This window comes from Bradyrhizobium sp. AUGA SZCCT0177 (genome assembly GCF_018130125.1).
In the GTDB taxonomy this organism is placed as follows: domain Bacteria; phylum Pseudomonadota; class Alphaproteobacteria; order Rhizobiales; family Xanthobacteraceae; genus Bradyrhizobium.
The window spans coordinates 20,564-42,076 of sequence record NZ_JAFCMA010000009.1; the positions used below are offsets into that span (position 1 = coordinate 20,564).

At 63.1% G+C, this 21,513-nt stretch carries 21 protein-coding genes; 8 read left to right on the forward strand and 13 right to left on the reverse strand.

Annotated elements, in window-relative coordinates:
- Window positions 1-43 precede the first annotated feature (43 nt).
- The 3 genes from JQ597_RS12470 to ggt are packed head-to-tail and all read left to right on the forward strand — an operon-like array spanning window position 44 to window position 4,810.
- Window positions 44-2,020, forward strand: coding sequence for a primary-amine oxidase (locus JQ597_RS12470; RefSeq protein ID WP_212264472.1), 1,977 nt, complete (start codon window positions 44-46; stop codon window positions 2,018-2,020).
- Between the two features lie 42 nt (window positions 2,021-2,062).
- A complete protein-coding gene (locus JQ597_RS12475) occupies window positions 2,063-3,148 on the forward strand; it encodes a TRAP transporter substrate-binding protein (protein ID WP_212264474.1) in 1,086 nt (361 codons plus the stop codon).
- A 39-nt stretch (window positions 3,149-3,187) separates the two neighbouring features.
- Window positions 3,188-4,810 carry a gamma-glutamyltransferase gene (gene ggt, locus JQ597_RS12480; RefSeq protein WP_212264476.1) on the forward strand — a complete coding sequence of 541 codons (1,623 nt, stop codon included), beginning with the start codon at window positions 3,188-3,190 and terminating at the stop codon, window positions 4,808-4,810.
- Between the two features lie 4 nt (window positions 4,811-4,814).
- Here ggt and JQ597_RS12485 read toward each other — a convergent pair whose 3' ends face one another.
- Genes JQ597_RS12485 through pxpB form a run of 3 tightly spaced genes read right to left on the reverse strand, consistent with a single transcriptional unit; the run spans window position 4,815 to window position 7,403 of the window.
- Entirely contained in the window at window positions 4,815-5,585 is a 771-nt protein-coding gene (locus tag JQ597_RS12485; RefSeq protein ID WP_212264477.1) for a LamB/YcsF family protein, read from the reverse strand.
- Window positions 5,586-5,619: 34 nt separating this feature from the next.
- Window positions 5,620-6,675 carry a 5-oxoprolinase subunit C family protein gene (locus JQ597_RS12490; RefSeq protein WP_212264479.1) on the reverse strand — a complete coding sequence of 352 codons (1,056 nt, stop codon included), beginning with the start codon at window positions 6,673-6,675 and terminating at the stop codon, window positions 5,620-5,622.
- Window positions 6,672-7,403, reverse strand: a complete 732-nt coding sequence (pxpB, locus tag JQ597_RS12495; protein ID WP_212264481.1) for a 5-oxoprolinase subunit PxpB — start codon at window positions 7,401-7,403, stop codon at window positions 6,672-6,674. Before pxpB ends, JQ597_RS12490 begins: the two co-directional genes overlap by 4 nt.
- A gap of 263 nt (window positions 7,404-7,666) precedes the next feature.
- Between pxpB and JQ597_RS12500 the strand changes: the two genes are divergently transcribed.
- Together JQ597_RS12500 and JQ597_RS12505 are read left to right on the forward strand one after the other, a co-directional pair.
- Window positions 7,667-8,365 (forward strand): ribonuclease activity regulator RraA, encoded by a 699-nt coding sequence (locus JQ597_RS12500; RefSeq protein ID WP_211996833.1) that lies wholly within the window; start codon window positions 7,667-7,669, stop codon window positions 8,363-8,365.
- Window positions 8,366-8,388: 23 nt separating this feature from the next.
- A complete protein-coding gene (locus tag JQ597_RS12505; protein ID WP_212264482.1) occupies window positions 8,389-8,793 on the forward strand; it encodes a (R)-mandelonitrile lyase in 405 nt (134 codons plus the stop codon).
- 189 nt (window positions 8,794-8,982) lie between these two features.
- Here JQ597_RS12505 and JQ597_RS12510 read toward each other — a convergent pair whose 3' ends face one another.
- Window positions 8,983-9,831, reverse strand: a complete 849-nt coding sequence (locus tag JQ597_RS12510; protein WP_212264484.1) for a DUF2147 domain-containing protein — start codon at window positions 9,829-9,831, stop codon at window positions 8,983-8,985.
- Between the two features lie 187 nt (window positions 9,832-10,018).
- Window positions 10,019-10,798: a transporter substrate-binding domain-containing protein gene (locus JQ597_RS12515; protein WP_212264486.1), complete on the reverse strand. Its 780-nt coding sequence runs from the start codon at window positions 10,796-10,798 to the stop codon at window positions 10,019-10,021.
- A gap of 97 nt (window positions 10,799-10,895) precedes the next feature.
- Between JQ597_RS12515 and JQ597_RS12520 the strand changes: the two genes are divergently transcribed.
- Window positions 10,896-11,408: a DUF1993 domain-containing protein gene (locus tag JQ597_RS12520; RefSeq protein WP_212264487.1), complete on the forward strand. Its 513-nt coding sequence runs from the start codon at window positions 10,896-10,898 to the stop codon at window positions 11,406-11,408.
- Window positions 11,409-11,417: 9 nt separating this feature from the next.
- Here JQ597_RS12520 and JQ597_RS12525 read toward each other — a convergent pair whose 3' ends face one another.
- From JQ597_RS12525 to JQ597_RS12550, 6 genes are all read right to left on the reverse strand, one after another.
- Window positions 11,418-11,945, reverse strand: coding sequence for a hypothetical protein (locus JQ597_RS12525; RefSeq protein WP_212264489.1), 528 nt, complete (start codon window positions 11,943-11,945; stop codon window positions 11,418-11,420).
- A gap of 248 nt (window positions 11,946-12,193) precedes the next feature.
- Window positions 12,194-13,180: a hydroxyacid dehydrogenase gene (locus JQ597_RS12530; RefSeq protein WP_212264491.1), complete on the reverse strand. Its 987-nt coding sequence runs from the start codon at window positions 13,178-13,180 to the stop codon at window positions 12,194-12,196.
- 32 nt (window positions 13,181-13,212) lie between these two features.
- Window positions 13,213-14,313, reverse strand: coding sequence for an ABC transporter ATP-binding protein (locus tag JQ597_RS12535; RefSeq protein WP_212264492.1), 1,101 nt, complete (start codon window positions 14,311-14,313; stop codon window positions 13,213-13,215).
- 4 nt (window positions 14,314-14,317) lie between these two features.
- On the reverse strand, window positions 14,318-15,232 hold the full coding sequence (locus JQ597_RS12540; protein WP_212031516.1) for a carbohydrate ABC transporter permease: 915 nt from the start codon (window positions 15,230-15,232) through the stop codon (window positions 14,318-14,320).
- Window positions 15,232-16,164, reverse strand: coding sequence for a carbohydrate ABC transporter permease (locus tag JQ597_RS12545; RefSeq protein WP_212264494.1), 933 nt, complete (start codon window positions 16,162-16,164; stop codon window positions 15,232-15,234). Before JQ597_RS12545 ends, JQ597_RS12540 begins: the two co-directional genes overlap by 1 nt.
- Before the next feature lie 153 nt (window positions 16,165-16,317).
- A complete protein-coding gene (locus JQ597_RS12550; RefSeq protein ID WP_212264495.1) occupies window positions 16,318-17,658 on the reverse strand; it encodes an ABC transporter substrate-binding protein in 1,341 nt (446 codons plus the stop codon).
- A gap of 464 nt (window positions 17,659-18,122) precedes the next feature.
- On the opposite strand from JQ597_RS12550, the gene JQ597_RS12555 reads away from it, so the two are divergent.
- Entirely contained in the window at window positions 18,123-18,866 is a 744-nt protein-coding gene (locus JQ597_RS12555; RefSeq protein WP_212264497.1) for a Spy/CpxP family protein refolding chaperone, read from the forward strand.
- Between the two features lie 352 nt (window positions 18,867-19,218).
- On the opposite strand, the gene JQ597_RS12560 is transcribed toward JQ597_RS12555, so the two are convergent.
- Both JQ597_RS12560 and JQ597_RS12565 read right to left on the reverse strand, forming a co-directional pair.
- Window positions 19,219-19,620 carry a VOC family protein gene (locus tag JQ597_RS12560; RefSeq protein ID WP_212264499.1) on the reverse strand — a complete coding sequence of 134 codons (402 nt, stop codon included), beginning with the start codon at window positions 19,618-19,620 and terminating at the stop codon, window positions 19,219-19,221.
- 12 nt (window positions 19,621-19,632) lie between these two features.
- Entirely contained in the window at window positions 19,633-20,829 is a 1,197-nt protein-coding gene (locus JQ597_RS12565; protein WP_212264501.1) for an acyl-CoA dehydrogenase family protein, read from the reverse strand.
- A gap of 409 nt (window positions 20,830-21,238) precedes the next feature.
- Here JQ597_RS12565 and JQ597_RS12570 point away from each other — a divergent pair, with 409 nt between their 5' ends.
- On the forward strand, window positions 21,239-21,505 hold the full coding sequence (locus JQ597_RS12570) for a PilZ domain-containing protein (protein ID WP_212264502.1): 267 nt from the start codon (window positions 21,239-21,241) through the stop codon (window positions 21,503-21,505).
- Window positions 21,506-21,513: the final 8 nt, after the last annotated feature.

Below are 21,513 nucleotides of genomic sequence, written 5' to 3' on the forward strand. Positions count from 1 at the left end.
CCTGGTTACCCTAACGTGCGGTCCAATGTTGCAAGGTGTGAATATGGACCTGACGAGACAACCGGCCGGTACGGCCGTCACGCATCCCCTCGATCCGCTCAGCGAGGCTGAGGTGGTGCTGGCCTCCGATCTGCTGCGGGCCGCCAAGCAACTTGGTTCGGATACCCGCTTCTCCCACGTCCAGCTTGAGGAACCGGCCAAGGCCGACATCCTGGGTTGGACATCAGGCACCAATTTGCCGAGGCAGGCGGCGGTCACGCTGTTCGACTGCAAGACCGGGGCGACCCATATCGCGACCGTCGATCTCGGGTCACGGCAGGTGACGGCATGGCGCGAGCACCCGACCAAGGCGCATCCTTATGGCCAGCCCCCGGTCACGATCGAGGAGGTGTTCAAGGTCGGCGATATCGTCAAGCGTGATGCCGGGTGGCGACACGCGATGAAGCGTCGCGGGTTGACGGACGAAGACATCGAGCTGGTCCAGGTCGATCCGTTCTCGGCCGGTTATTTCGACCGGGACGTCGAGAAGGGCCGCAGGCTTGTCAGTGGGGTTTCCTTTTGGCGCCGCGATATCAAGGACAATGGCTATGCCCATCCGATTGAGGGCGTGGTCGCGCTGGTCGATCTGATCGAGGACAAGGTCGTCCAGCTCGTGGACGAGCCGGAAATCGTTCCGATCCCGAAGCGGTCTCGCAACTATGATCGCGCGTCGATCCCGAAAATGCGCGACGACGTCAAGCCGCTCGACATCGTGCAGAAAGACGGTCCCGGTTTCTCCGTCGAGGGTTGGAAGGTTTCCTGGCAGAACTGGTCGTTCCGCGTCGGCTGGACCGCGCGCGAAGGCCTCGTGCTGCATCAGATCGGTTTCAACGACAGCGGACGCGAGCGACCGATCATCTATCGGGCCAGTGTCAGCGACATGATCGTGCCTTATGCCGACCCGACCGCTAACCATTTCTGGAAGTGCGCATTCGACGCCGGCGAGTACGGTCTGGGCAAGCTCGCCAATGCGCTGGAGCTCGGCTGCGATTGCCTTGGGCATATTCACTATTTCGACGTGCCGGTCGCCGACGATTACGGCAAGCCGTCTGTCATGAAGAACGCGATCTGCCTGCACGAGGAGGATTATGGCATCCTCTGGAAGCACTATGAATTCCGCAACGAAACGTTTGAGGTGCGGCGCTCCCGCCGTCTCGTGATCTCGTTCTTCACGACCGTGGGCAATTATGACTACGGCTTCTACTGGTATTTCTATCAGGACGGCTCGATCCAGCTTGAAGTCAAGCTGACCGGTATTATCCAGACCGCGGCGGTAGCGCCCGGCCAGGCCTATCCCTGGGGCGGCATGGTCGCGGAGGGGCTCGGCGGTCCGACGCACCAGCACTTCTTCAACGCGCGCCTGCACATGATGGTCGATGGCGAGCGCAACAGCGTCACCGAGCACGAATTCAAGCCACGGCCCTTTGGCAAAGATAATCCGTACGGAAACGTGTTCGATACGACAGCGCGAACGCTCGCGTGCGAACAGGATGCGGCCCGCGAGGCCGACGGCCGCACCGGGCGCTACTGGAAGATCATCAATCCCAACCAAACCAACAGCGTCGGCGGGCCGACCGGATACAAGCTGCTGGCGCATGCCGCGCCTGTCATGCTGGCCCAGGAAAACTGTTACATGACCGCGCGCGGCGGTTTTGCCACCAAGCACCTCTGGGTCACGCGCTATGCGCCCGACGAGCGCTATGCCAGCGGCGAATTCCCGAACCAGCATGCCGGCGGTGACGGTTTGCCGAAATACGTGGCGCAGAACCGGGGAATCGAAAACGAGGACATCGTGGTCTGGCACACGTTTGGCGCCACCCATGTCTGCCGGCCCGAGGATTTCCCGGTCATGCCGGTCGAATATGTCGGCTTCGCGCTGAAGCCGAACGGTTTCTTCGCCGAGAATCCGGCGATGGATTTGCCGCCTGACCGCAACGACGCAAGCCGCGACGTCAGGGAGAAGGGGGCGTGCTGTGGCTGACACGCGACTGGTTTCGCATCCGATCCAAACAGGAGATGGGCCATGAACCGCAGGAAGCTTCTCAAGGGCGTCGGTCTTGCCGCCGCCGCAACGGCTGTCAGCGCGCCCGCGATCGCGCAGTCCACTCCGACGCTGCGCTGGCGGCTGACGACGTCGTTCCCAAAATCCCTCGATACGCTCTATGGCGCGTGCGAGATGTTCAGCAAGGCCATGGCCGATCTGTCGGAGCAGAAATTCCAGATCAGCGTGTATGGCCCGGGCGAAATCGTGCCGGCCTTTCAAGTGTTCGACGCGGTCGCCAACAATACCGTGGAGATGGGGAACAGCGCGTCATACTATTACATCGGCAAGGATCCGGCGTTCGCGTTCGGAACTGCCGTGCCGTTCGGGCTCAACACGCGGCAAATGAATGCCTGGCTCGCGTATGGCGGCGGGCTCGAACTGATGAATGAACTTTACAAGCCTTACGGCATCTACGGCCTGCCGTTCGGAAACACGACCGCGCAGATGGGCGGCTGGTTCCGCAAGGAGATCAAGACGCTCGATGATCTGAAGGGCCTGAAATTCCGGGTCGGCGGCGTGGCCGGACAGGTGCTGGCCCGCATCGGCGTCGTGCCGCAGCAGATTCCGCCCGGGGATATTTATCCCGCACTCGAAAAAGGTACGATCGACGCTGCCGAATGGATCGGTCCCTATGACGACGAGAAGCTCGGCTTCCTGAAGGTCGCGCCCTACTACTATTATCCCGGCTGGTGGGAAGGCTGCGCCAACGGCTTTCTCTACATCAACACGGCGAAGTGGGCGGAGCTTCCAAAAGTCTATCAGGACATGATGACGATCGCGGCCGCGCAAGTCGCGGCCGACCTGACCGCCAAATACGATACCCGCAACGCCCAGGCGATCAAACGCCTGGTCGCGGCCGGCGCGCAGCTCCGGCCGTTCTCGACCGACATCCTCGACGCCTGCTTCAAGGAGACCAATGAGCTGTTCGCCGAGGTCGCGGCCAAGAACGCCAGGTTCAAGGCCCTGAACGACTCCATGACGGCGTTCCGCAACGAGCAATATCAGTGGCATCAGGTCTGTGAAGCCACCTACGACAATTACATGATCCGGCGAAGCCGCGGCTAGGCTGACATCGCCGGCGGCCCGCCAGAACCGGAGACGCATTTGGATATCAGCACCGGCCGGCCGGTTTCGCTCGCGCCTCGCGGCATGGTGACGTCGCCGCATTCGCTGGCGTCCTCGGCCGGCGTCGATGTGCTTCGCGCCGGTGGATCCGCCATCGATGCCGCGATTGCCGCCAGCGCCGTGCTGGCGGTGGTCTATCCGCACATGACAGGGCTGGGCGGCGATGCGTTCTGGCTCGTGCATGACGGCCGCAGCGGAGAGATCAAATACCTCAACGGCGGCGGCAAGGCGGCAGCGGGGGCGTCGCTGGCGTCCATGGTGGGGAGAGGGCTGAAAGAAATCCCGCTGCGCGGGATCGTCGCGGCGACGCTGACGGTGCCGGGCGCGGTTGCGAGCTGGGTCGCGGCGCATGAGGTTCATGGCAGGCTTTCGCTTCGGCGCGTGCTCGAAGCCGCGGTCGGCTACGCTCGTGAAGGCTTTCCGGTCACCGGGCGGCTGGCCAGCTTCATCGAGATGATACGCGACGACCTCGTTCAGCAACGCGAAACCGCCGGGATTTTCTTTCCCGGTGGTGCGGTGCCGTCCCCAGGCACAAGGCTCACCAATCCCAATCTGGCAAGGACGCTTGAAGCGATCGGGGATCATGGATGGTCCGGCTTTTACGAGGGGCCCGTCGCCGCTGAAATGGTGCGGTTCTCGCAAGCGCAAGGCGGTTTCTTTCAGCCCGGAGATTTCGAGGCGCAAAGGGCGACCTGGGGTATGCCGCTGACTGGCCGCTACCGCGACGTCACCATTTTCAACACGCCACCGCCGACGCAGGGCTTCACCGTGATCGAGATGCTCAATCTGCTCGAGCCGCTCGAACCGCACCGCATGGACCTGCTCGGACCCGACCGCCTGCACCTGATGGTGCAGGCCAAGCAGATCGCCTATCACGATCGCGATCTCGTGCTCGCCGATCCCGCCTTTGCCGAGGTGCCCGTCGAGACGCTGATTTCCAAAGACTATGCCCGCAAACGCGGCCAGTTGATCAATCCGGCGCGCGCGCTGAAATGGGATGAGGTGCCGTCATTCGGCAGCCTGGCCGGCGATACCGTCTACATCGCCGCGGTCGATCGCGACGGCAACGCGGCCTCGCTCATTCAGAGCCTCTATGGCGGGTTCGGGTCATGCGTGGTGGCGGGCAGCACCGGCGTCGTGCTGCAGAACCGCGGCGCGTACTTTTCGCTCGATCCAAATCATCCCAATCGCCTCGAACCCCGAAAAATCCCGCTGCATACGCTGATCGCGTCGATGGCCAAGCGCGACGGCAAGCTCTGCAGCGTGCTGGGCTGCATGGGCGCCGATGGCCAGCCGCAAATCCAGCTGCAACTCTATTCGGCGATGATCGATCACGGGCTCGACATCCAGGAGGCAATCGAATTGCCGCGGTTCCTGTCCGGCCGCTTCGCGCTCGGGGAAGCCCGCGATACCCTGCACATGGAAAACCGCTTTCCCGCGGACACGATCCGTGCGCTGGAACAACGGGGCCACACCGTCCATCGCTGGGCCCCGTGGGAAGAGATGGCCGGCCACGCCCATGGCATCACCATCTCATCGCACGACGGGACCTTGAGCGGCGGTTCGGACCCGCGCAGCGACGGCGCCGCGATCGGATACTGAAACGTCAGTTCGCTGTCTTGAACGGTGCGACCGCGATCCCGGCTTCCTTCAACGCCTGACGCACGCCGCGTCCGATCTCGACCGCTCCCGGCGTATCGCCGTGTATGCAGACGGTATCGGTGCGCATCTTGATCACCTTGCCTGATACCGAGACCACGGCGCCGTCCTGCACCATTCGGACGACGCGATCGGCGATCATCTTGGGATCATGCAGCACCGCGCCCGGCTTCTTGCGCGATACCAGCTGGCCGTCGTCTTCATAGGCGCGGTCGGCGAACACTTCGTGCACCATCGGCAGGTTGGCGGCTTCGCCCGCGGTCACCAGCTTCGAATTGGCGAGCACCACGAAGATCAAATTGGGATCGACCGCCTTGATGCCGTTGGCGATCGCCCGTGCGGTCATGTCGTCCTCGCACGCGACATTGGAGATCGCGCCATGCGCCTTGACGTGGGTGACCTTGTGGCCGGCCGCGGTCGCAATCGCCTGCAACGCGCCGATCTGGTAGGCGATCAGGTTCTCGATCTCGGATGATTTCAGGCCGGGCATCGGCCGCCGGCCAAAACCGTGCAGGTCGCGGTAGCCGGGGTGAGCGCCGACGCTGACGCCGCGCGCCTTCGCCAGCTCGACCGTGCGGCGCATGATATCAGGATCGCCGGCATGGAAACCGCAGGCGACGTTGACCGACGTTGCAAGCTCGATCATCGCGGCGTCATTGCCCATTTCCCACGCGCCAAACCCTTCGCCGAGATCGCAGTTGAGGTCGATGGTTGTCATGATGATCGTCCGCTTTTGATGAGTGGATCTTGAATTAGTCCGGTCCCGATACATCCGCAGGCGACGCGACCTGCCAGGTGGCCGCATCGACGGCGCTGACGGCGTAGCCGGCGACGTTGGCATCTTGCAGCGCGTCGATGTTGAGATCAAAGCTTTCGATTGGCCGCAGCCGGTCGGGCAGGGAACGCAACAAATCAGCGAACTGGCGCGCTGCGGCCTGGGCTTCCGCCATGCTGACGGCCTTGAAGCGAAAGGCGCGCCCGGCCGGCGTCTGCGCAAACCGGCCGAAGTCGGCGGAAATCACCGTAGCGATCTTGGGATAACCGCCGCTGGTGCCGCGATCCGGCATCAGCACGATCGGCTGGCCGTTGCCGGGAACCTGCAGGCTGCCGTTCACGGTGCCGTCGGAAACGATGTTGTGGCCGTGCAGATGCTTGATGACGGGGCCTTCGAGCCGGTAACCCATGCGGTCGCTGGTCGCCGATATCTTCCACTCGCTGTGGATAAACAGTTGTTTGGCATCATCTGCGAATTCGTCGTCCTGCGGTCCCCAGACCACGCGGATCGGCGCCTCCGCCGTGGCCGGCAGTTCGATCCGGCGTTCCGGTGCGCCGCTGGCCGGTGTCGTCTGCAATTCGTCGCCGCTCTGCAGCGGGCGCGGGTAGGGACTGCCGAGCCCGGCGCGGGCGTTGACGGAGAGGCTGCCGAAGTCAGGTTCGCCGGCGATGCCGCCCTCGATGGCGAGGTAGCTGAACGAACCGCTGCGGGCAAAGCCAAGCGTCAACGTCTCGCCGTCGGCCAGCGTCGCCGACGTATCGACCGCAACCGGGCGCCCGGCGATATCGCCATTGCGTGACGCACCTGACAGCGCGATGCGGACCCCGCCGCCGCGCGCGGTGAAGACCGCACCAAACGGGCCGATCTCGACCGCCGCCGCAAACGGCTCGTTGCCGACCAGCGTGTTGGCTGCCGCCAGCGCCAGCCGGTCCATCGCGCCGCTCGGCACCAGGCCATAGCGCTGGGAGCCGGGGCGGCCGCCGTCCTGTACCGAACTTGCCGGGCCGATCGAGGTGATGACGAGCTTGCTCATGAGGTCATCAACTCTGCCACGATCTCTCCCGCTGCTGCGGCGCGGTCCTGCTCGGCAAAGGTTTTGGTGTCGACCGGCACGAACGTAATGGCGTCGCCGGGCTCCAGCAGGAAAGTCGGATCGCGATGCAGCTGATAGGTTCGAACCGCGGTCTGTCCGAGCAGGTGCCAGCCGCTGGGGCCGGCCAGGCATTGCACGCCGGTCTGCACGCCGCCGATCGAGACCGTGCCGGCTGGCGTCAGCAGCCGCGGATTTTGGCGCCGCGGCATCTGCATCGAGGCCGCCAAGCCAGAGAGATAGGACCAGCCCGGCGTGAAGCCGATCATGGCGACGCGGTAGTCGCCGGCGACGTGCCGCGCCACGATGTCGTCGGGCGTCGTCTTGAGCGTTTTGGCGACGTCCTCGAGGTCGACGCCCTGCTCGCCGCCATAGACGACAGGGATGCGCCAGCGCCGGGTCTTTGTCGTTGCCGGTACCGGCAGCTGCGCCAGCGCCAGAATCTGCTCGCCAAGTGCTTCAAATGAAATTCGCACGGGATCGTAATGCACCAGCAGCGAGCGATAGGTCGGCACGGTCTCGGTGACGCCCTCGACTGGCGTGGCCGCCATCGCGCGGTCGAGCGCCAGCACCCGCCCGTTGGCGGCATCATCGATGTTGCGGGAAAATTCCACCGTGATGGCGCTGTCGCCACTGGGCAAAAGGCGGGGCGGGGGTAGCGTCGCGGCCATGGCCTCGGTACTGCCTCGGGATCTGTCTCAGGACTGGCTAGGGACTGCCTCAGGGACTTTTGGCTGAGATCAAGCTGTAGCGTGTTTCGCGCGCCAGTGGAATTCGCTTCGTGCGAAATCATTGAGCAAGTTCAATAAATTAATCTGCATGACGTTGATAAGCTGTTGTGATCGCACTCCTTCGAACGAGCCCTTGACGCGATGCCTGCGCCCCGCAAGATGCGCTACCTCTTGATCCCTCCCATTGGAGCGTTGCCTTACCGATGTCCCTGACCCCTGAAGCGATCGCGACCCTGTCCCGCGTGTCCACTGCCACCATCACCACAGTCCTGCTGAAGAAGGGCCTGCGGAACGTCTGGATGCGCGGCACCAAACCGTTGCGCCCGGGACAGCCGCGGCTGGTCGGGCCGGCCTTCACGCTGCGCTTCGTGCCCGCGCGCGAAGATCTCGCCACCCCCGAGTCATGGTCGTCGCCGATCTCCACCCGGACTGCGATCGAAGCGATGCCGCAGGGCTGCATTGCCGTGGTCGACGCGATGGGCGTCAAGGATGCCGGTATCTTCGGCGACATCCTTTGCGCGCGCATGGTCAAGCGCGGGGTCGCGGCGCTGATCACCGACGGCGTCGTGCGCGACGTCGAGGGTGTGCTCGGCACCGGCCTGCCGGTCTGGTGCGATGGTTACGCGGCGCCACCGTCGGTGGCCGGGTTGACCTTCGTCGGCTGGGGCGAGCCGATCGGCTGTGGCGGGGTTGCGGTATTTCCGAACGACGTCGTGGTCGCCGACCAGGACGGCGCGGTGCTGATCCCGCAAGCGTTCCTCGACCTCATTCTGGCCGAAGGCGCCGAGCAGGAGCGGATGGAAGCCTGGATCGTCAACGAAGTGAACAATGGCGCCGCGCTGCCCGGCCTCTATCCCATGAATGCCGAGACCAAGGCCCGCTACGCGGCGAGCAAGAAATAACATCAACAAAGCGAGGTAACGCCATGGATATCCACGTCTCCGGCTCGCGGCCGACGCGCAAGGCTCCACCCGACTATTTCACCGGTACGGTCTGGCAGGACCCGATCATCGCCACCGAGGCGCCGGCGCGGCTGGTTTGCAATCGCGTCTCGTTCGAACCCGGCGCGCGTACGGCGTGGCACTCGCATCCGCTGGGGCAGACGCTTTACGTGGTTTCGGGGATCGGCCGCGTGCAGGCCGCGGGTGGACCGGTCCGGGAAATCCGGCCCGGCGATGTCGTGTGGATCCCGCCCGGCGAGAAGCACTGGCATGGCGCCTCGCCAAACAACGGCATGACCCACATCGCCATGCAGGAAGCGCTCGATGGCAGCTACGCGACCTGGATGGAGAAGGTCACGGACACCGAGTATTCGGCAAAGGTCGGGTAGCGTCTCCCGAATGAAGCGAGCCAATACCCGTTCTACTTTGCATGGGGTTGATTTCGCGATTTTGTGTTCGGGCCCTGCCGTTCATCGCCGATAGCGTGAACCGGACGGTCCGACGCGAGACGAGAACCGCAAACAAAAAGCCCCGCCGGTGCAGGCGGGGCCTTTAGTTGAATGCGCGCCGTTGGCGCGTCAGTTCACACGGGTCCAGGTCTGGCCACCGCAGAACATTCCGCCGAAGGCGCAGCCCTGAACGCGCAGGCTGTCGGCGCCTTTCAGCGCGAGCGTTGAATCATAGGTGCTGCCGGAATTCGGATCAAAAATCCGGCCGCTCCATTTGTTGTCCTTGCCGGGCTTCATGTTGATCAGCACCTGCTCGCCGTTGCGGTTCGACTTCTTGTCGACGGAATAGCCGCAAAGATTGGGGCCGCATTGTTCGACCCGGACCTTACCTTCCTTCTCTTCCGTCAGCCAGACGCCAAGCGGTGAGTTCGCTGCCTGTGGGGCCGCCGGCGGCGGTGCGGGCGGCGGCGTTACCGCGGCGACGGCAGGCGCAGGCTTCGGAGCGGGAGGCGGCTCTTGCTGGACCTGCGGGGCGGGTGCGCTGGGCGGCAGTGGAGCGGCCGGCACAGTCACCGGATCCGCCGCCGGGGCAACGGCGACAGTGGCGGTCGAAGGCTCAGCCGGCGCGGTCGCGGCCGGTGCGGGAGCTGCAGGGACGGGTGCAGGGGCCGGCGGCACAGCGGCCTGCTCGGCGGGGACAGGCGCGGCGGGAGCAGGTACGGCGGGAGCGACCGTGTCGGGCTGCGTCCTGGAGTCAGTCTTTGCCTGTTGCGGCGACTGTTTGCGCGGACGGTCGCGATCACCGTCCTCGTTGCGCGAGCGTTTGGCCTTCGGCGTATTGTCGTAGACGCCTGGGATCTGAACGGTGCCGCGATCGGGATCGATCCGGATGGTGCGGCCGCCGTAATCGAAGGTGTACTGCGCCTGCGCGGCACTGCTCGCCAGCAAAAACGCGGCGATCGCCAGAAGCTTCTTCATGATGACCTCCTGAGCAGGGCATCCCAACCCCCGAAGCTACGCAATGGCAGCTCGCAAAACGTGATCCAGATCACTTTCAAATGATAAGTCGTGTACTCGCGGCTTTGGTTCAATGTCGCCCGCGCAACCTAATTTGCCCCCGACAGACGGTCAATTTGCGGCGAAAATTGCATATTTTGCCGGCCGATCAATCGAACCAGGCGGCGTAGATTTTCCTGAAGCTGCCGTCCTCTCTCGCAATGTGCAGCCACTGATCGACGAAGGCTTTCAGTGCGACGTCGCGCTGCAGCCAATAGGCCTTCTCGGCGAAGTCGAACGGCTTTTCGGGATGCACCGCGCACAGCACGCCGGGATGCAGTTTCTGCTGATACAGCGTCTCCGACGAATCCGTCATCATCAGGTCGGCATTGCCCTTGGCGATCTCGTCGAAGATCGTGACGTTGTCGTTGTGGAGTTTCACTTCCGCGTTCTTGACGTTGGCGCGGGCAAACCGTTCGTTGGTGCCGCCGGGATTGACGGTCACGCGCGTGCCAGGCTTGTCGATGTCGGCAATGGTTTCGTACTTGCCCTTGTCGGCGCAGCGGGCGATCGGCGTCTTGCCCTCACGCATGATCGGCGTGGAGAACAGGCCCTTCTTCTGCCGGTCGAGCGTGATCGATACGCCGCTCATCGCGACGTCGAAATTGTCGGCCTCGAAATCCTTCATCAGTTGCGGCCATGCGGTGTGGACGAATTCGATCTTGACGCCGAGCGCCTTGCCGAGCGCTTCCGCCATGTCGACGTCGAAGCCGTTGAATTTTTGGGTCGTCTTGTCGAGATAGGTGAAGGGCCGGTAGTCGCCGGTCATGCCGACCCGCAGCGTGCCGCGCTTGATGATGTCGTCGAGGCGGGAAGGGGCCAGCTGCTGGGCATGGGCGGAAATAGTCAACAGGGCAGCCATGCCCAGACCAAATAGCATTCGAAACATCAGTTCTTCTCCGCCGGTGAATTCGATGACACCTTGATTGTGTTGGCGCAGGATTTAGACCAGATGCCCGCGCCGTACCAGCCGGAGAAATCCAATCGTGACCATCTCGCTTTGTGAAACGTCAGTCGATGTTTTCGTGCCGTATCTCGGCAATCTGTCGGTCTTGCTGGACCACGCCTCAGCCTATGCCAAGGCCAAAAACATCGATCCGGCGATCCTGCTCAATTTGCGGCTCTATCCCAACATGTACAACCTGACGCGCCAGGTCGGGGAGGCCAACCGTCACGCGGTGGTTGCGTGCGCGCTGCTGGCCGGGCGCGAGCCGCATATTTTTCCAGAGGCCGAGCCTGATATTGCGGAACTCCAATCGCGTATCGCGGCAGCGATCGCCTTTGTGCAGGGCCTGCCGCGCGCGGAGATCGACGGCGCCGCAGACAAGGAGGTGGTGTTTACATTCAGGAGCGGGGCGACACGCAAATTCACCGGGCGGTCGTTGCTGCTGACATTCAGCGTGCCGCAGTTCTTCTTCCACGTCACCACGACTTACGACATCCTGCGCCACGCCGGCGTGGATCTCGCCAAGAAGGATTTCCTGGGGCCGCCGAGATAGCGCGTCCGATTACGCCTCGCCGCTGTCTTTGCGCACCAGATTGGCGACGGCGGCGCGTCCTGTCATTTCGCTTTTCAGTTGGTCGAACCGGCGCCGCGCATCGGCTTCGCGGTCGTCGACCAGCTGGATCGCGGCATCCTTGTTCATCGGTCCGCTCACAATGGGCGTTGAATTCTCCCCAATGGTCTCGTCGACGTAATAGTCGCCATCGTCCTCGCGGACCGTCCATTTGAAACGGATCGCGGCCATCGGTCCGGGCCCGACCTTGGAATAGCCATCGGCCTCGAACGGTAGAAAGACCTCAGGCGGCGGGGCGGCCTCGATCGGCGCGGCGGTCTCAAGCGGCGGAGGAACCGCGAGCGATGGCAGTGCTTCGATCGGTTGAAATTCTTCGAGTGGCGGAGGTTCGAGCGGCGGAGGGGTGGCCGGCACCTCTTCAACGGCAGGCCGTTCCCGCTCGCGGGGGATCACGGGCGGCTGATCGAGAATGCTGGCAATCGCCGCCAGGGCGTTGTCGGTCGGGTCGTTTTGGCTCACGATTCGGCCTCCGGATCGAACTCCGTCTGCGGAATCGGTGTCCCCGTTGCCGCCCGGTATCTTTTCCTCGCTTCCGAATGAGGCTGAGTTTTGTCCGTTCAGACGCAAAACCGGCTATGCCGGGCGCGGACCTGTGCGGTTAGCCCGCAATACGGAATAAGGGTTCCTTATGGTAGGGCCGGTATGAAAACATCCCGGGCGGCCGCTCGATGGTTCAGCCGTCGCCCGGTTTGATCATGCCGGATCGGTCAGAGCACGTCCTGATTGATGACGTTCTGACGCAACGGATCGCCGTCGAGAACGCTCAGGATATTGCGTGCGGTCTGTTCGCTCATGCGATCGACGGCTTCCCTGGTCACACCGGCGACGTGGGGTGCGAAGATGACGTTCGGAAGCGCGAACAGCGAATGGCCGGCGGGTGGCGGCTCCTGTTCGAACACGTCGAGACCGGCGCCGGCAAGTTTGCCGGACACCAGCGCGTCATGCAGCGCGGGTTCGTCGATGATGCCGCCGCGTGCGGTATTGATCAGATAGGCGGTCGGCTTCATCCGCCTCAAGCGCGCGGCATTGATCATGCCGACCGTCTCCGGCGTCTTCGGGCAATGCAGGCTGACGAAGTCGGCGCGCGGCAACGCCGCGTCGAGATCGGTGACAGGCTCGCAGCCGGCGGCCTTGATGTCGGCCGCGGGCTTGTAGGGATCGAAAACCAGCACGTTCATTTCCATCGCCTGGCAGCGCTTGGCGGTGCGGGTGCCGATCCGGCCGAATCCAACGATCAGGACGGTCTTGTCATAGAGGTCGTAGGGCAGCATGCCGAGCCGGCTCGGCCATTTGTTGTCCCTGACGATGGAGTGCATTTCCACCGCGCGCTTTGCCAATGTCAGCATCATGAACAATGCGCACTCGGCAACGGAGGGCGAATTCGCGGTGCCGGCGACCATCAGCGGCACCTTGCGGCGGCTCAACGCCGGCACATCGACGGCATCAAAGCCGACGCCGATCCGGGTCACCACCAACATGTCCCTGGAAGCTTCCAGTTCCGATTCGCCGAACCGGGTGCCGCCGAGGGCGACACCATGGACCGGCGCATGCTCCTTGAGCTTGGCCTGGAAATCCGGTTGCGAAATCATGTTGGGGAATTCGACGAGTTCGATATCCTCGCGTGCGTCGAGCAACACGCGCCCCTGCTGTGACATCGATTCCGTGACGAAGATTTTCTTCTTGTTGGTCGCCATTTCCTGCCCTTGGGTGACTGTTGTCTCCGCCGTCAAATGACGGCGCCGCTCACCTCGTTTAGCAGGTGCATATTGTTGAGGTCCACTGCCAATCGGAGCGGGGCGCCATCCTGTGCGCCGGCGTTGGGATTGACCCGGCCGCAGACCTGCGTGCCCTCGAGCGCGAAGTAGATCAGCGTCTCCATTCCCATCGGCTCGGTAACGTCGAGCGTGGCATCGAAGTTCTCGACGCCGGTTTCCGGATGCGGGCTGGCTTCCGTGATGTGCTCGGGCCGCAGTCCCAGCAGCAGCTTGTCGGTCCGCGACACGTTTTGGTATCTGGCAGCGCGCGCCGGCGGCAGCGGAAAAGCGAGACGGTCGGTGATCCGGGCGTGCAGCTTGCCGCCGGATTCCTCGAGCCGGCAAGGAATGAAGTTCATCGCCGGCGAGCCGATGAAGCTCGCGACGAATTTGGTGGCGGGATTGTGATAGAGCTCGTTCGGTGTTCCGATCTGTTCGATGCGGCCATGGTTCATCACCACGACCCGGTCGGCGAGCGTCATCGCCTCGACCTGGTCGTGGGTAACGTAAACCGTGGTGGTGCGGACCTTCTGATGCACCTTCTTGATTTCGATCCGCATCTGGACGCGGAGCTTGGCGTCAAGGTTGGACAGCGGCTCATCGAACAGGAACACCTTGGGGTTACGCACGATGGCGCGGCCCATGGCGACGCGCTGGCGCTGACCGCCTGACAGCTGCTTCGGCTTGCGGTCGACGAGTTCGACGATGTCGAGCATGCGCGCGGCTTCGTCGATCCGGGTCTTGATCTCGGCCTTCGGATAGCGCTTCAGCCGCAGCCCGAACGACATGTTTTCCGCGACCGTCATGTGCGGGTAGAGCGCGTAGTTCTGGAACACCATGGCGATGTCGCGGTCCTTTGGCGGCACGTCGTTGACGACGTCGCCTCCGATCATGATATCGCCGTCAGTGATGTCCTCTAGCCCCGCGATCATCCGCAGCGTGGTCGATTTTCCGCAACCCGACGGGCCCACCAGCACGACAAACTCATGATCGGCGATATCGAGATCGATGCCACGCACCGCCTCGACGTCGTCGTACTTCTTGACAACCTTGCGCAACGTCACGTCAGCCATGAGTTCAACCCTTTGTCGCACCGGCGGTCAGGCCGGCAATGTAATAGTCCATCAGGAACGCGTAGATGATCAGCGGCGGCGCGGCGCCGAGCAGGGCGCCGGTCATGATCTGGCCCCACGCGAACACGTCGCCCTTGATCAAGGTCGTGACGATACCGACCGGCAGCACCAGTTGATCCGTCGATGTCGTGAAAACCAGCGGATAGAGAAACTGCGCCCAGGAAACCGTGAAGGCGAAGATGGTCGCGGCGATCAGGCCGGGCAGGGCGACGGGAATGAAGATCCGCGTCAGCGTCTGGAACCAGGACGCGCCGTCGATGATCGCGGCCTCGTCGAGCTCCTTGGGGATGGAGGCGAAGTAACCGATCATGATCCAGGTGCAGAACGGCACCGTGAGCGTCGGATAGATCACCAGCAGCACGTACCATTTGTTGATCAGCTGGATCCCGGTCAGGTCGCCAAACGCCACGAACATCTTGAACAACGGGAGAAACAGCAGCGTTTCCGGGATGAGGTAAGTCAGGAAAACCCCGGTCGCGAGCGTTGCCGAGCCCCAGAACCGCATCCGTGCCAGCGCAAAAGCCGCGGGCACGCTGATCAGCATGGTGATGGTCACGACGAAGATCGAGACCAGCGCCGAGTTGCGGAAGAAGGTCAGGAACTGGTTCGATGTCAGCAACTCGACGTAGTTCGACAATGTCGGATGGTAAACCCACCACGGGTTCGTCGCCGCGGAGATTTCGGCGCTGGTCTTCAGCGACGTGATTACCATGTAGAGCGGAGGCACCAGCGCAAAGACCGCGAACAATGTGAGGAAGAAGTACGACCATCGCAGCGCCCAGGTGCGGTCGCGGCTCATGCTGCGCAGTTTGACGGGGCGGGTCGGGGCGGCCTTGTCGATCACGACGGTGCTGGTCATCAGGATTCGTTCCCGCGTTTGTTGATGTCGCGCAGGATGAAGACTGCCGCGATTGCGAGTATCGGCACCATGAACAGCGAGACGCTGGCGCCGAGCGGAATGTCGCCGCCCTCGATACCGATGCGGAACGCCCAGGTGGCGAAGACATGGGTACGGTCCAGCGGGCCGCCGGCGGTCAGGATGCGCACGATATCGAAATTGGCGAAGGTGACGATCACCGAAAACAGCGTCGTGATCGCGATGATGTTGCGCATCATCGGCAGCGTCACGTACCAGATGCGCTGCCACCAGTTGGCGCCGTCGATGGCCGCGGCCTCATAGAGCTGATCGGGCACCGACTTCAGCGAAGCCAGATACATGATCATAAAGAACGGGGCGCCGAACCAGATATTCACCAGGATAACCGAGAATCGGGCCCAGCCGGTCTCGCCGGTCCACGGAATCCGGTCGACGCCGACGCCGGCCAACAAATAGTTGAAGGCGCTGTACGACGGATCGAACAGCCACAGCCACGCCAGCGTGCTCATGGCCGGTGGGATGACCCAGGGCACTAGCAGCATGCCGCGCCATTTGCGCTGCCCCTTGGCCGGAATGTTGTGGACGAAGTGGGCCACGATGAAGCCGATCAAGGCCTTGAAGAAGACGGCGGTGATCGCGAAAATGCAGGATTGCTCGACCACCAGCCAGAAGGTTTCCCGCTTGAACAGGAACTGGAAGTTTCCGAGCCCGATGAAGCGCTGCATCGACTTGTTCAGGGTGGCCAGATGCAGCGAGTAGAAGGCGGGATAGATGACCAGCAGCGAGATCAGCAGGATCAGCGGCAGCGTCATCAGGAAGGCCGCGGTCGATTTGCGCTTCAGGGCGGTTCGTAAACTGGCGCGCTTGCGCACCGTTCGCGGAGCGGCGTTACGCTCGATCGCGACATCAGCCATGATGCATCTTCCTCGCGAGTTTCATTCAGAGAAGGGTGGTTTCCTCGTCGAGAAGCCGGCGCCGCGCCGGCTCCCATCGTGTCGGCAGGCGGATGCACGCCGCCACGGCCAAGATCCAACCAAGATCCGACGGGCCGCGGCGACGAAATCGCCTCAGCTACGCATGAAGCCTTCGAGTTCGCCTTCCGCCCAGGCCAGCGTCTTCTCCATGGGCTCGCCCCGGTAGAAGCGCACGCACATCTTGGTGAGCGTCGCCTGGGTGTAGATCTGCTGGGCGACCTTAGGCGGCGCGGGCGACGCCGAGATCGAAAGCAGCTGGTGCTTGTGCGGATTCGGATAGTGGTAGAGCGTGCCCTTCGGCGGACCTTCCTCGGCCCATGTCTTCAGGGTCGTCAGTTTCTCGAAGGCCGGCAGGTCGTAGCCGCCGCTCGCCGCCACCATTTTCTCGACCGCATCCGGCTGCGACAGACGCGTCAGCACGCTCTTTGCCGCCTCCTTGTTCTTGGAGAAGCTCCAGACGCTCCAGAAGTAGGGCAGGAACGGCGCGAAGCGGCCCTTCGGACCGACCGGGAAGCCGTGGGTCCAGCATTGCTCCGCGATCTGCGGCGCATCGCGCCTGGCGACGGCCCACGCGCTCGGCGGGTTCATGATCAGGGCGCCTCTGCCCGAGACCAGCCACCTGTTGTTGGAGCCGTCGTCCCATGACGGCGCGTCCGACGGCAGGAAAGCCATCAGCTTTTTGTAATATTCGAGCGCCTGCCGCACGTTGTCGTTCTTGACGACGACGTTGCCCTTGGCATCGACGACCTCTGCCCCGAAGGCCAGGAAGAACGCCCCGACGGTATCGACGGAATCGCTGGTTTCGCCAAGACCGATGCCGAAGGGAACGCCGCCCTTGTGACAGGCCTCCGCCGCCTTCAGGAATGTGTCCGTGGTCCAGCCATCGGCTTTCGGCGCCGAACCTGCCGGGTACATCGCCTGGACGTCGATGCCGGCGTGCTGCTTCATCAGATCGATGCGCGAGCAGGGGCCCTTGATCTGGCTGCCGACGCAGGCCGGAACGCCCAGCCATTTGTTGCCGGCCTTGCCGAGATACTGGACGGTGCCGTTGACTTCGCCGTTCTGCTTGATGAGCCCCTCGACCACATCATTCATCGGCTCGAGCAATTCCGCCTGGGCGTGCGGCCACCAGGTCGGCATCGCCAGAATGTCATGGCCCGCCTTCGCCTGGGCTTCGGCGGCGATCGTCAGGAGGTTCTTGTTACCCTGGCTCGGAATGTAGTCGATAGTGACCTCGACCTTTTCCTTCTCGGCCCACTCATTGACAATATCGGTAGAAGCCTTGTTGGCGCCGGGTACCCAATGGTCCCAAAATCCGATCGATAGCTTGCCGGCGGCGTGCGCGCCGCGCACGTAGGGTGCGGTCACGAGTGCAGCCGATGATAGCGCTGTCGCAGCGATGAATTGGCGTCGAGTAAGCTTCTTCCGTGTCATGGCGTTCCTCCCTGGATGGGCCAATCGGATGTGAAGAAATTCCCGTTTTTGCTTTTTTATTCGGCTCCGTTCGGGCGCCGCGGATTTTTCATTATTGACGATCAGAGCAGAATTGCCAGCGTCTGTCGAGAAATCACGTAGGCGCTGTCCTAGAACTAACGTTGCGTGCAGATCGAAGGCAGCGACGACCGTTAGCCCGTTGTCTACCGCTCATTGCTGACTCATGGCGCGGAATATTGCGTTGCACATATCGAACTCAGCGGAGGGGGTGAGGATGTGAAATAGCGCCACAGGTTCCCCTACCGCGTGTCCAATTTGGGATACGCCGCCGTTTTCATCACCTGGATGACCGGGCGCGGCAGGTAGACTCGCGCGGCGCGAAAACGATAAAATCGGATTCGGCCGCGGTCCTTGGCCCCGCACCACCACGCCGGAAACTCACGATCGACCATGGAGACCAGAAAATGACCAGCCCGACATCGAAGCTGCGCGCGCGGCTCAGACTGTGCGCAGCCCTTGGGGTGGCCGCCCTTATGCTGTTTAGCGCGTCGCTCACGGTGGAGGCACAGGTGGTTGAGGGGGTCCAAAAGGGCGCCCGCGAGGGGAACAAGGCGGCCGGACCGGTCGGCGGCGTGCTTGGCGGCGCTATCGGCGGTGTGGTTGGGGTCGTGACCGGTGTGACCGGCGTCCTTACGGGCGGCGCACAACAGCAGCAACAGCAACAACAACAGCAAGCGGCCCCGGCGAAAGATGCCAAACAGGGCGATGCCGCCAAATCCGGCAAGGCGGCCAAGGGGACAAAGACGGCGGCGAAGCAGCCGCAGGTACTAACCCAGACCGGCGCGCCGCAAATCACGGCCGAACAGATCGTCGCCAACAGCGACGCCAATATCGAGCGCATCAAGAAGCAATTGAATCTGACGCCCGAGCAGGAGAAGAACTGGTCCGGCTTCAACAGTGCGATGCACTATCTCGGCCATAATGGCGCCGATCGCCTCAATCTGCGTATTGCGCGCGCCAAACGCGATCCGCCCGACGACATCATCGAGCAGATGCGGAACGAGGCCCAGTTTCTCAATGACCGCGCGGTGGACCAGCGCAACGTGGCCGATGCCGCCGAGCCCTTATTCGCAAGCCTGGACGAGAAGCAGAGAAAGATCTTCGTCCAGGAAATGGTCAATCTGAGCCACGAGCGCGGGCTGGATTAGCGCGCGCGATCCCTGACGCGTTGGCATGAGAACGTCATCCGCCCCGGATCAAGTCCGGAGCGGGCTTCCGCACGACAAAGGGGTATGCCCCGTGGGCGAATAGCCGGGCACGCATGCCCTGGGGTAGGTGAAAGGCGAGGCACCCGGCTATCCTGCCGCAGCGGCGCGGCGGGTTCCAATCGCCACGCAATGATGAAGAAACCCTGACGGGATCGCGCCCGACTGATGGCTGACTTGCGGCCTTGTCGGGAACCGCTAACGCAAAGCCGAAATCAAAAAGCCGGAATTAAAACAAGTTCGGCCAGCGCCGGGGCTGGCCGAATAGTCGAACGTTGCTCGCGGCGGTGGCCGGTTACGCCTTCGGGAAGTTCAGCTCCACACCGACGCCGTCGGGATCGTAGAGGAAGAATTGCGTATCACCGGTTCGCGGCACGATGCTCTCCCGGAATTTTACCCCTTTGGCCTGCAGGCGCTTGCGTACGCCGTCGACGTCAGTCGCGGCAAAGGCAATGTGGTCAAGCCGCCCGGTGTCCTCGTATTTTTTCTCGGTGCCGCGCACCACAATGCCCTCGCGTGGCTGACGCGTACCCATCAGGTGCACGGTGGCGGTGCCGCCGGAGTAGAGCCAGTAGCCGGGGAAACCGAGCGGCGGACGGTCGCCGTTCTCCAGTCCAAGCACGTCGCAGTAGAAATCCTTGGTGCGTTCGAGATCGGAAGGTTCGATGGTGTAGTGCTGTAATCCGCCAAGTCCCATGGTTTGTTCTCCTTAGACAAAGGTGAGATCGACATCGACGCCCATCATCCAGGCGCCGACGGTTTCAAAATGTCTGATCTGGCCTTGCAGCTGCTGGGTCACGGTGTGGATGTCGCGAAAGCGGCGCTCCAGCGGGTGGCCTTCGAAGATTGCGGTGGCTCCCGCCGCGTTGTAGGCGAAGTCGACCGCCTCGCGTGCCTTGTGGATGGCGTTGGTGGCGGCCATGCGGACGGTGATGCGCTGCGCGACGGTGATGCTGGCGCCGGCGACGAGGTCCTTCCAGATTTCGGCCATCGACTGCAGCACGAAGCCGCGTGCCGCGCGCAGATTGACCTCGGCCTGGGCGAGGCCGGTCTGGACCACGGCGTTGTCGCGCAAGATGCCTTTGGCGCCACGCGGCACCTTGTTGCGCGCCACCTCGACGAAATCATCGAGCGTGCTTCGGGCGATGCCGCAGGCGACGGCGGCAAAACCGACCTGGTAGCAAGTGCCGGCCCCCATGCGATAGAGCGGGCCGCCTTCGCGGCATTCCCGGTCGAATTCACGGGTGATGGAATGGTCGGACCTGACGAAGAAGTCATTCAGCGCGAACTGGTCGCTGGCGGTGCCGCGCAGGCCGACCGTGTTCCAAATGTCGGTCCATTCGACGTCCTCGGTTCGCACCAGCATGGTACGCTCCAGCGGCATACCGTTGGCTTCCAATCTGGGAGTGCCGTCGGCCGCAAAGATCGGACAATGCGCGCCGAGCCAGGTCGCGTGCCGACCACCGGAGGCAAAGGCCCACACGCCCGTGACCCGGTAACCGCCCTCGCATTCGATCGCGCGGACCTTGGGCCCGGGACCCCAGGCCAGCACCGCGCGCGGATCCCCGAAGATCGCGCGCGCCACCGGTAGATCGAGATAGGCCGCCGACATCGCACAGCCGCCGGCCTGGCTGAGGCACCAGGCCGTGGACGCGTCTGCCTTGGCGATGGTTTCAATGACATGGAAGAAGGTGACGGGATCGGTTTCGATCCCGTCGGTCGAGCGCGGCAGCAGCAGACGAAACAGCTGCGCGTCGTGCAGCCTGTCGAGCAACGCCGGCGGCAGCCGGCGCTTATTCTCAATGTCGTTTCCGGCGGCCGCCACATCGGGACGAACAGCCTCGGCACGGGCGATGATCGTCCGGTCACCGGCAAGGTCGGCAGCAGTCGCGATCAAATTATCCAAGCCTCCATCGACGCCTTGTATTCAAGGTTATGCCTGCCGGACTCTCGCCGCCGACATATTCAGCCCGTCGGCCAGTTCCTTGTCGATCTGATCTGGTTGCCGGTCAGCGTCGTCCGGCGATCGAGGATCTCGAACATGGCGTTCCCCTTGGCGCCTGTTTATGTCCGGACGGACGCCGCGCCTGCGCACCGCCTATGTAAAAAGGGTATCGCCGGGCCGTCGCGCCCGACAAGCTCATGAAAACGCGGAGCACATCTGCGCAGAAGCGATGGAGTGAGCATCCTGCCGCTCCACACAAATCGGAAAGTCGCGGTCCATCGTCGCCGATCGCATTGCGGTGCACACACGCCATTTGCTTAAGGTTTCGCGGCTAGTTAGATAGGTCGAGCGATATCCACGGCCGGAACGTATGGAAGAAAAGCGAAAATATCCGCGGACCGAGATCGAGGAGCCCGCCTATGTCTCATCGGGCGGCTCCGTGATGCGTTGCGTGGTGAGGAATATTTCGCTCGAGGGTGCGGCGATCGACGTCGAGAACCCAGCATTCGTTCCGCAGCAATTTCGCCTCGTGATGGCGAAGGATTCCTCGATCGTCCATGAGTGCCGGGTCGCCTGGATCAAGAAGAACCGGATCGGCCTGACGTTCATGAATGTCGCGCAGGAACCGCCAGAATGAAGTGGCGC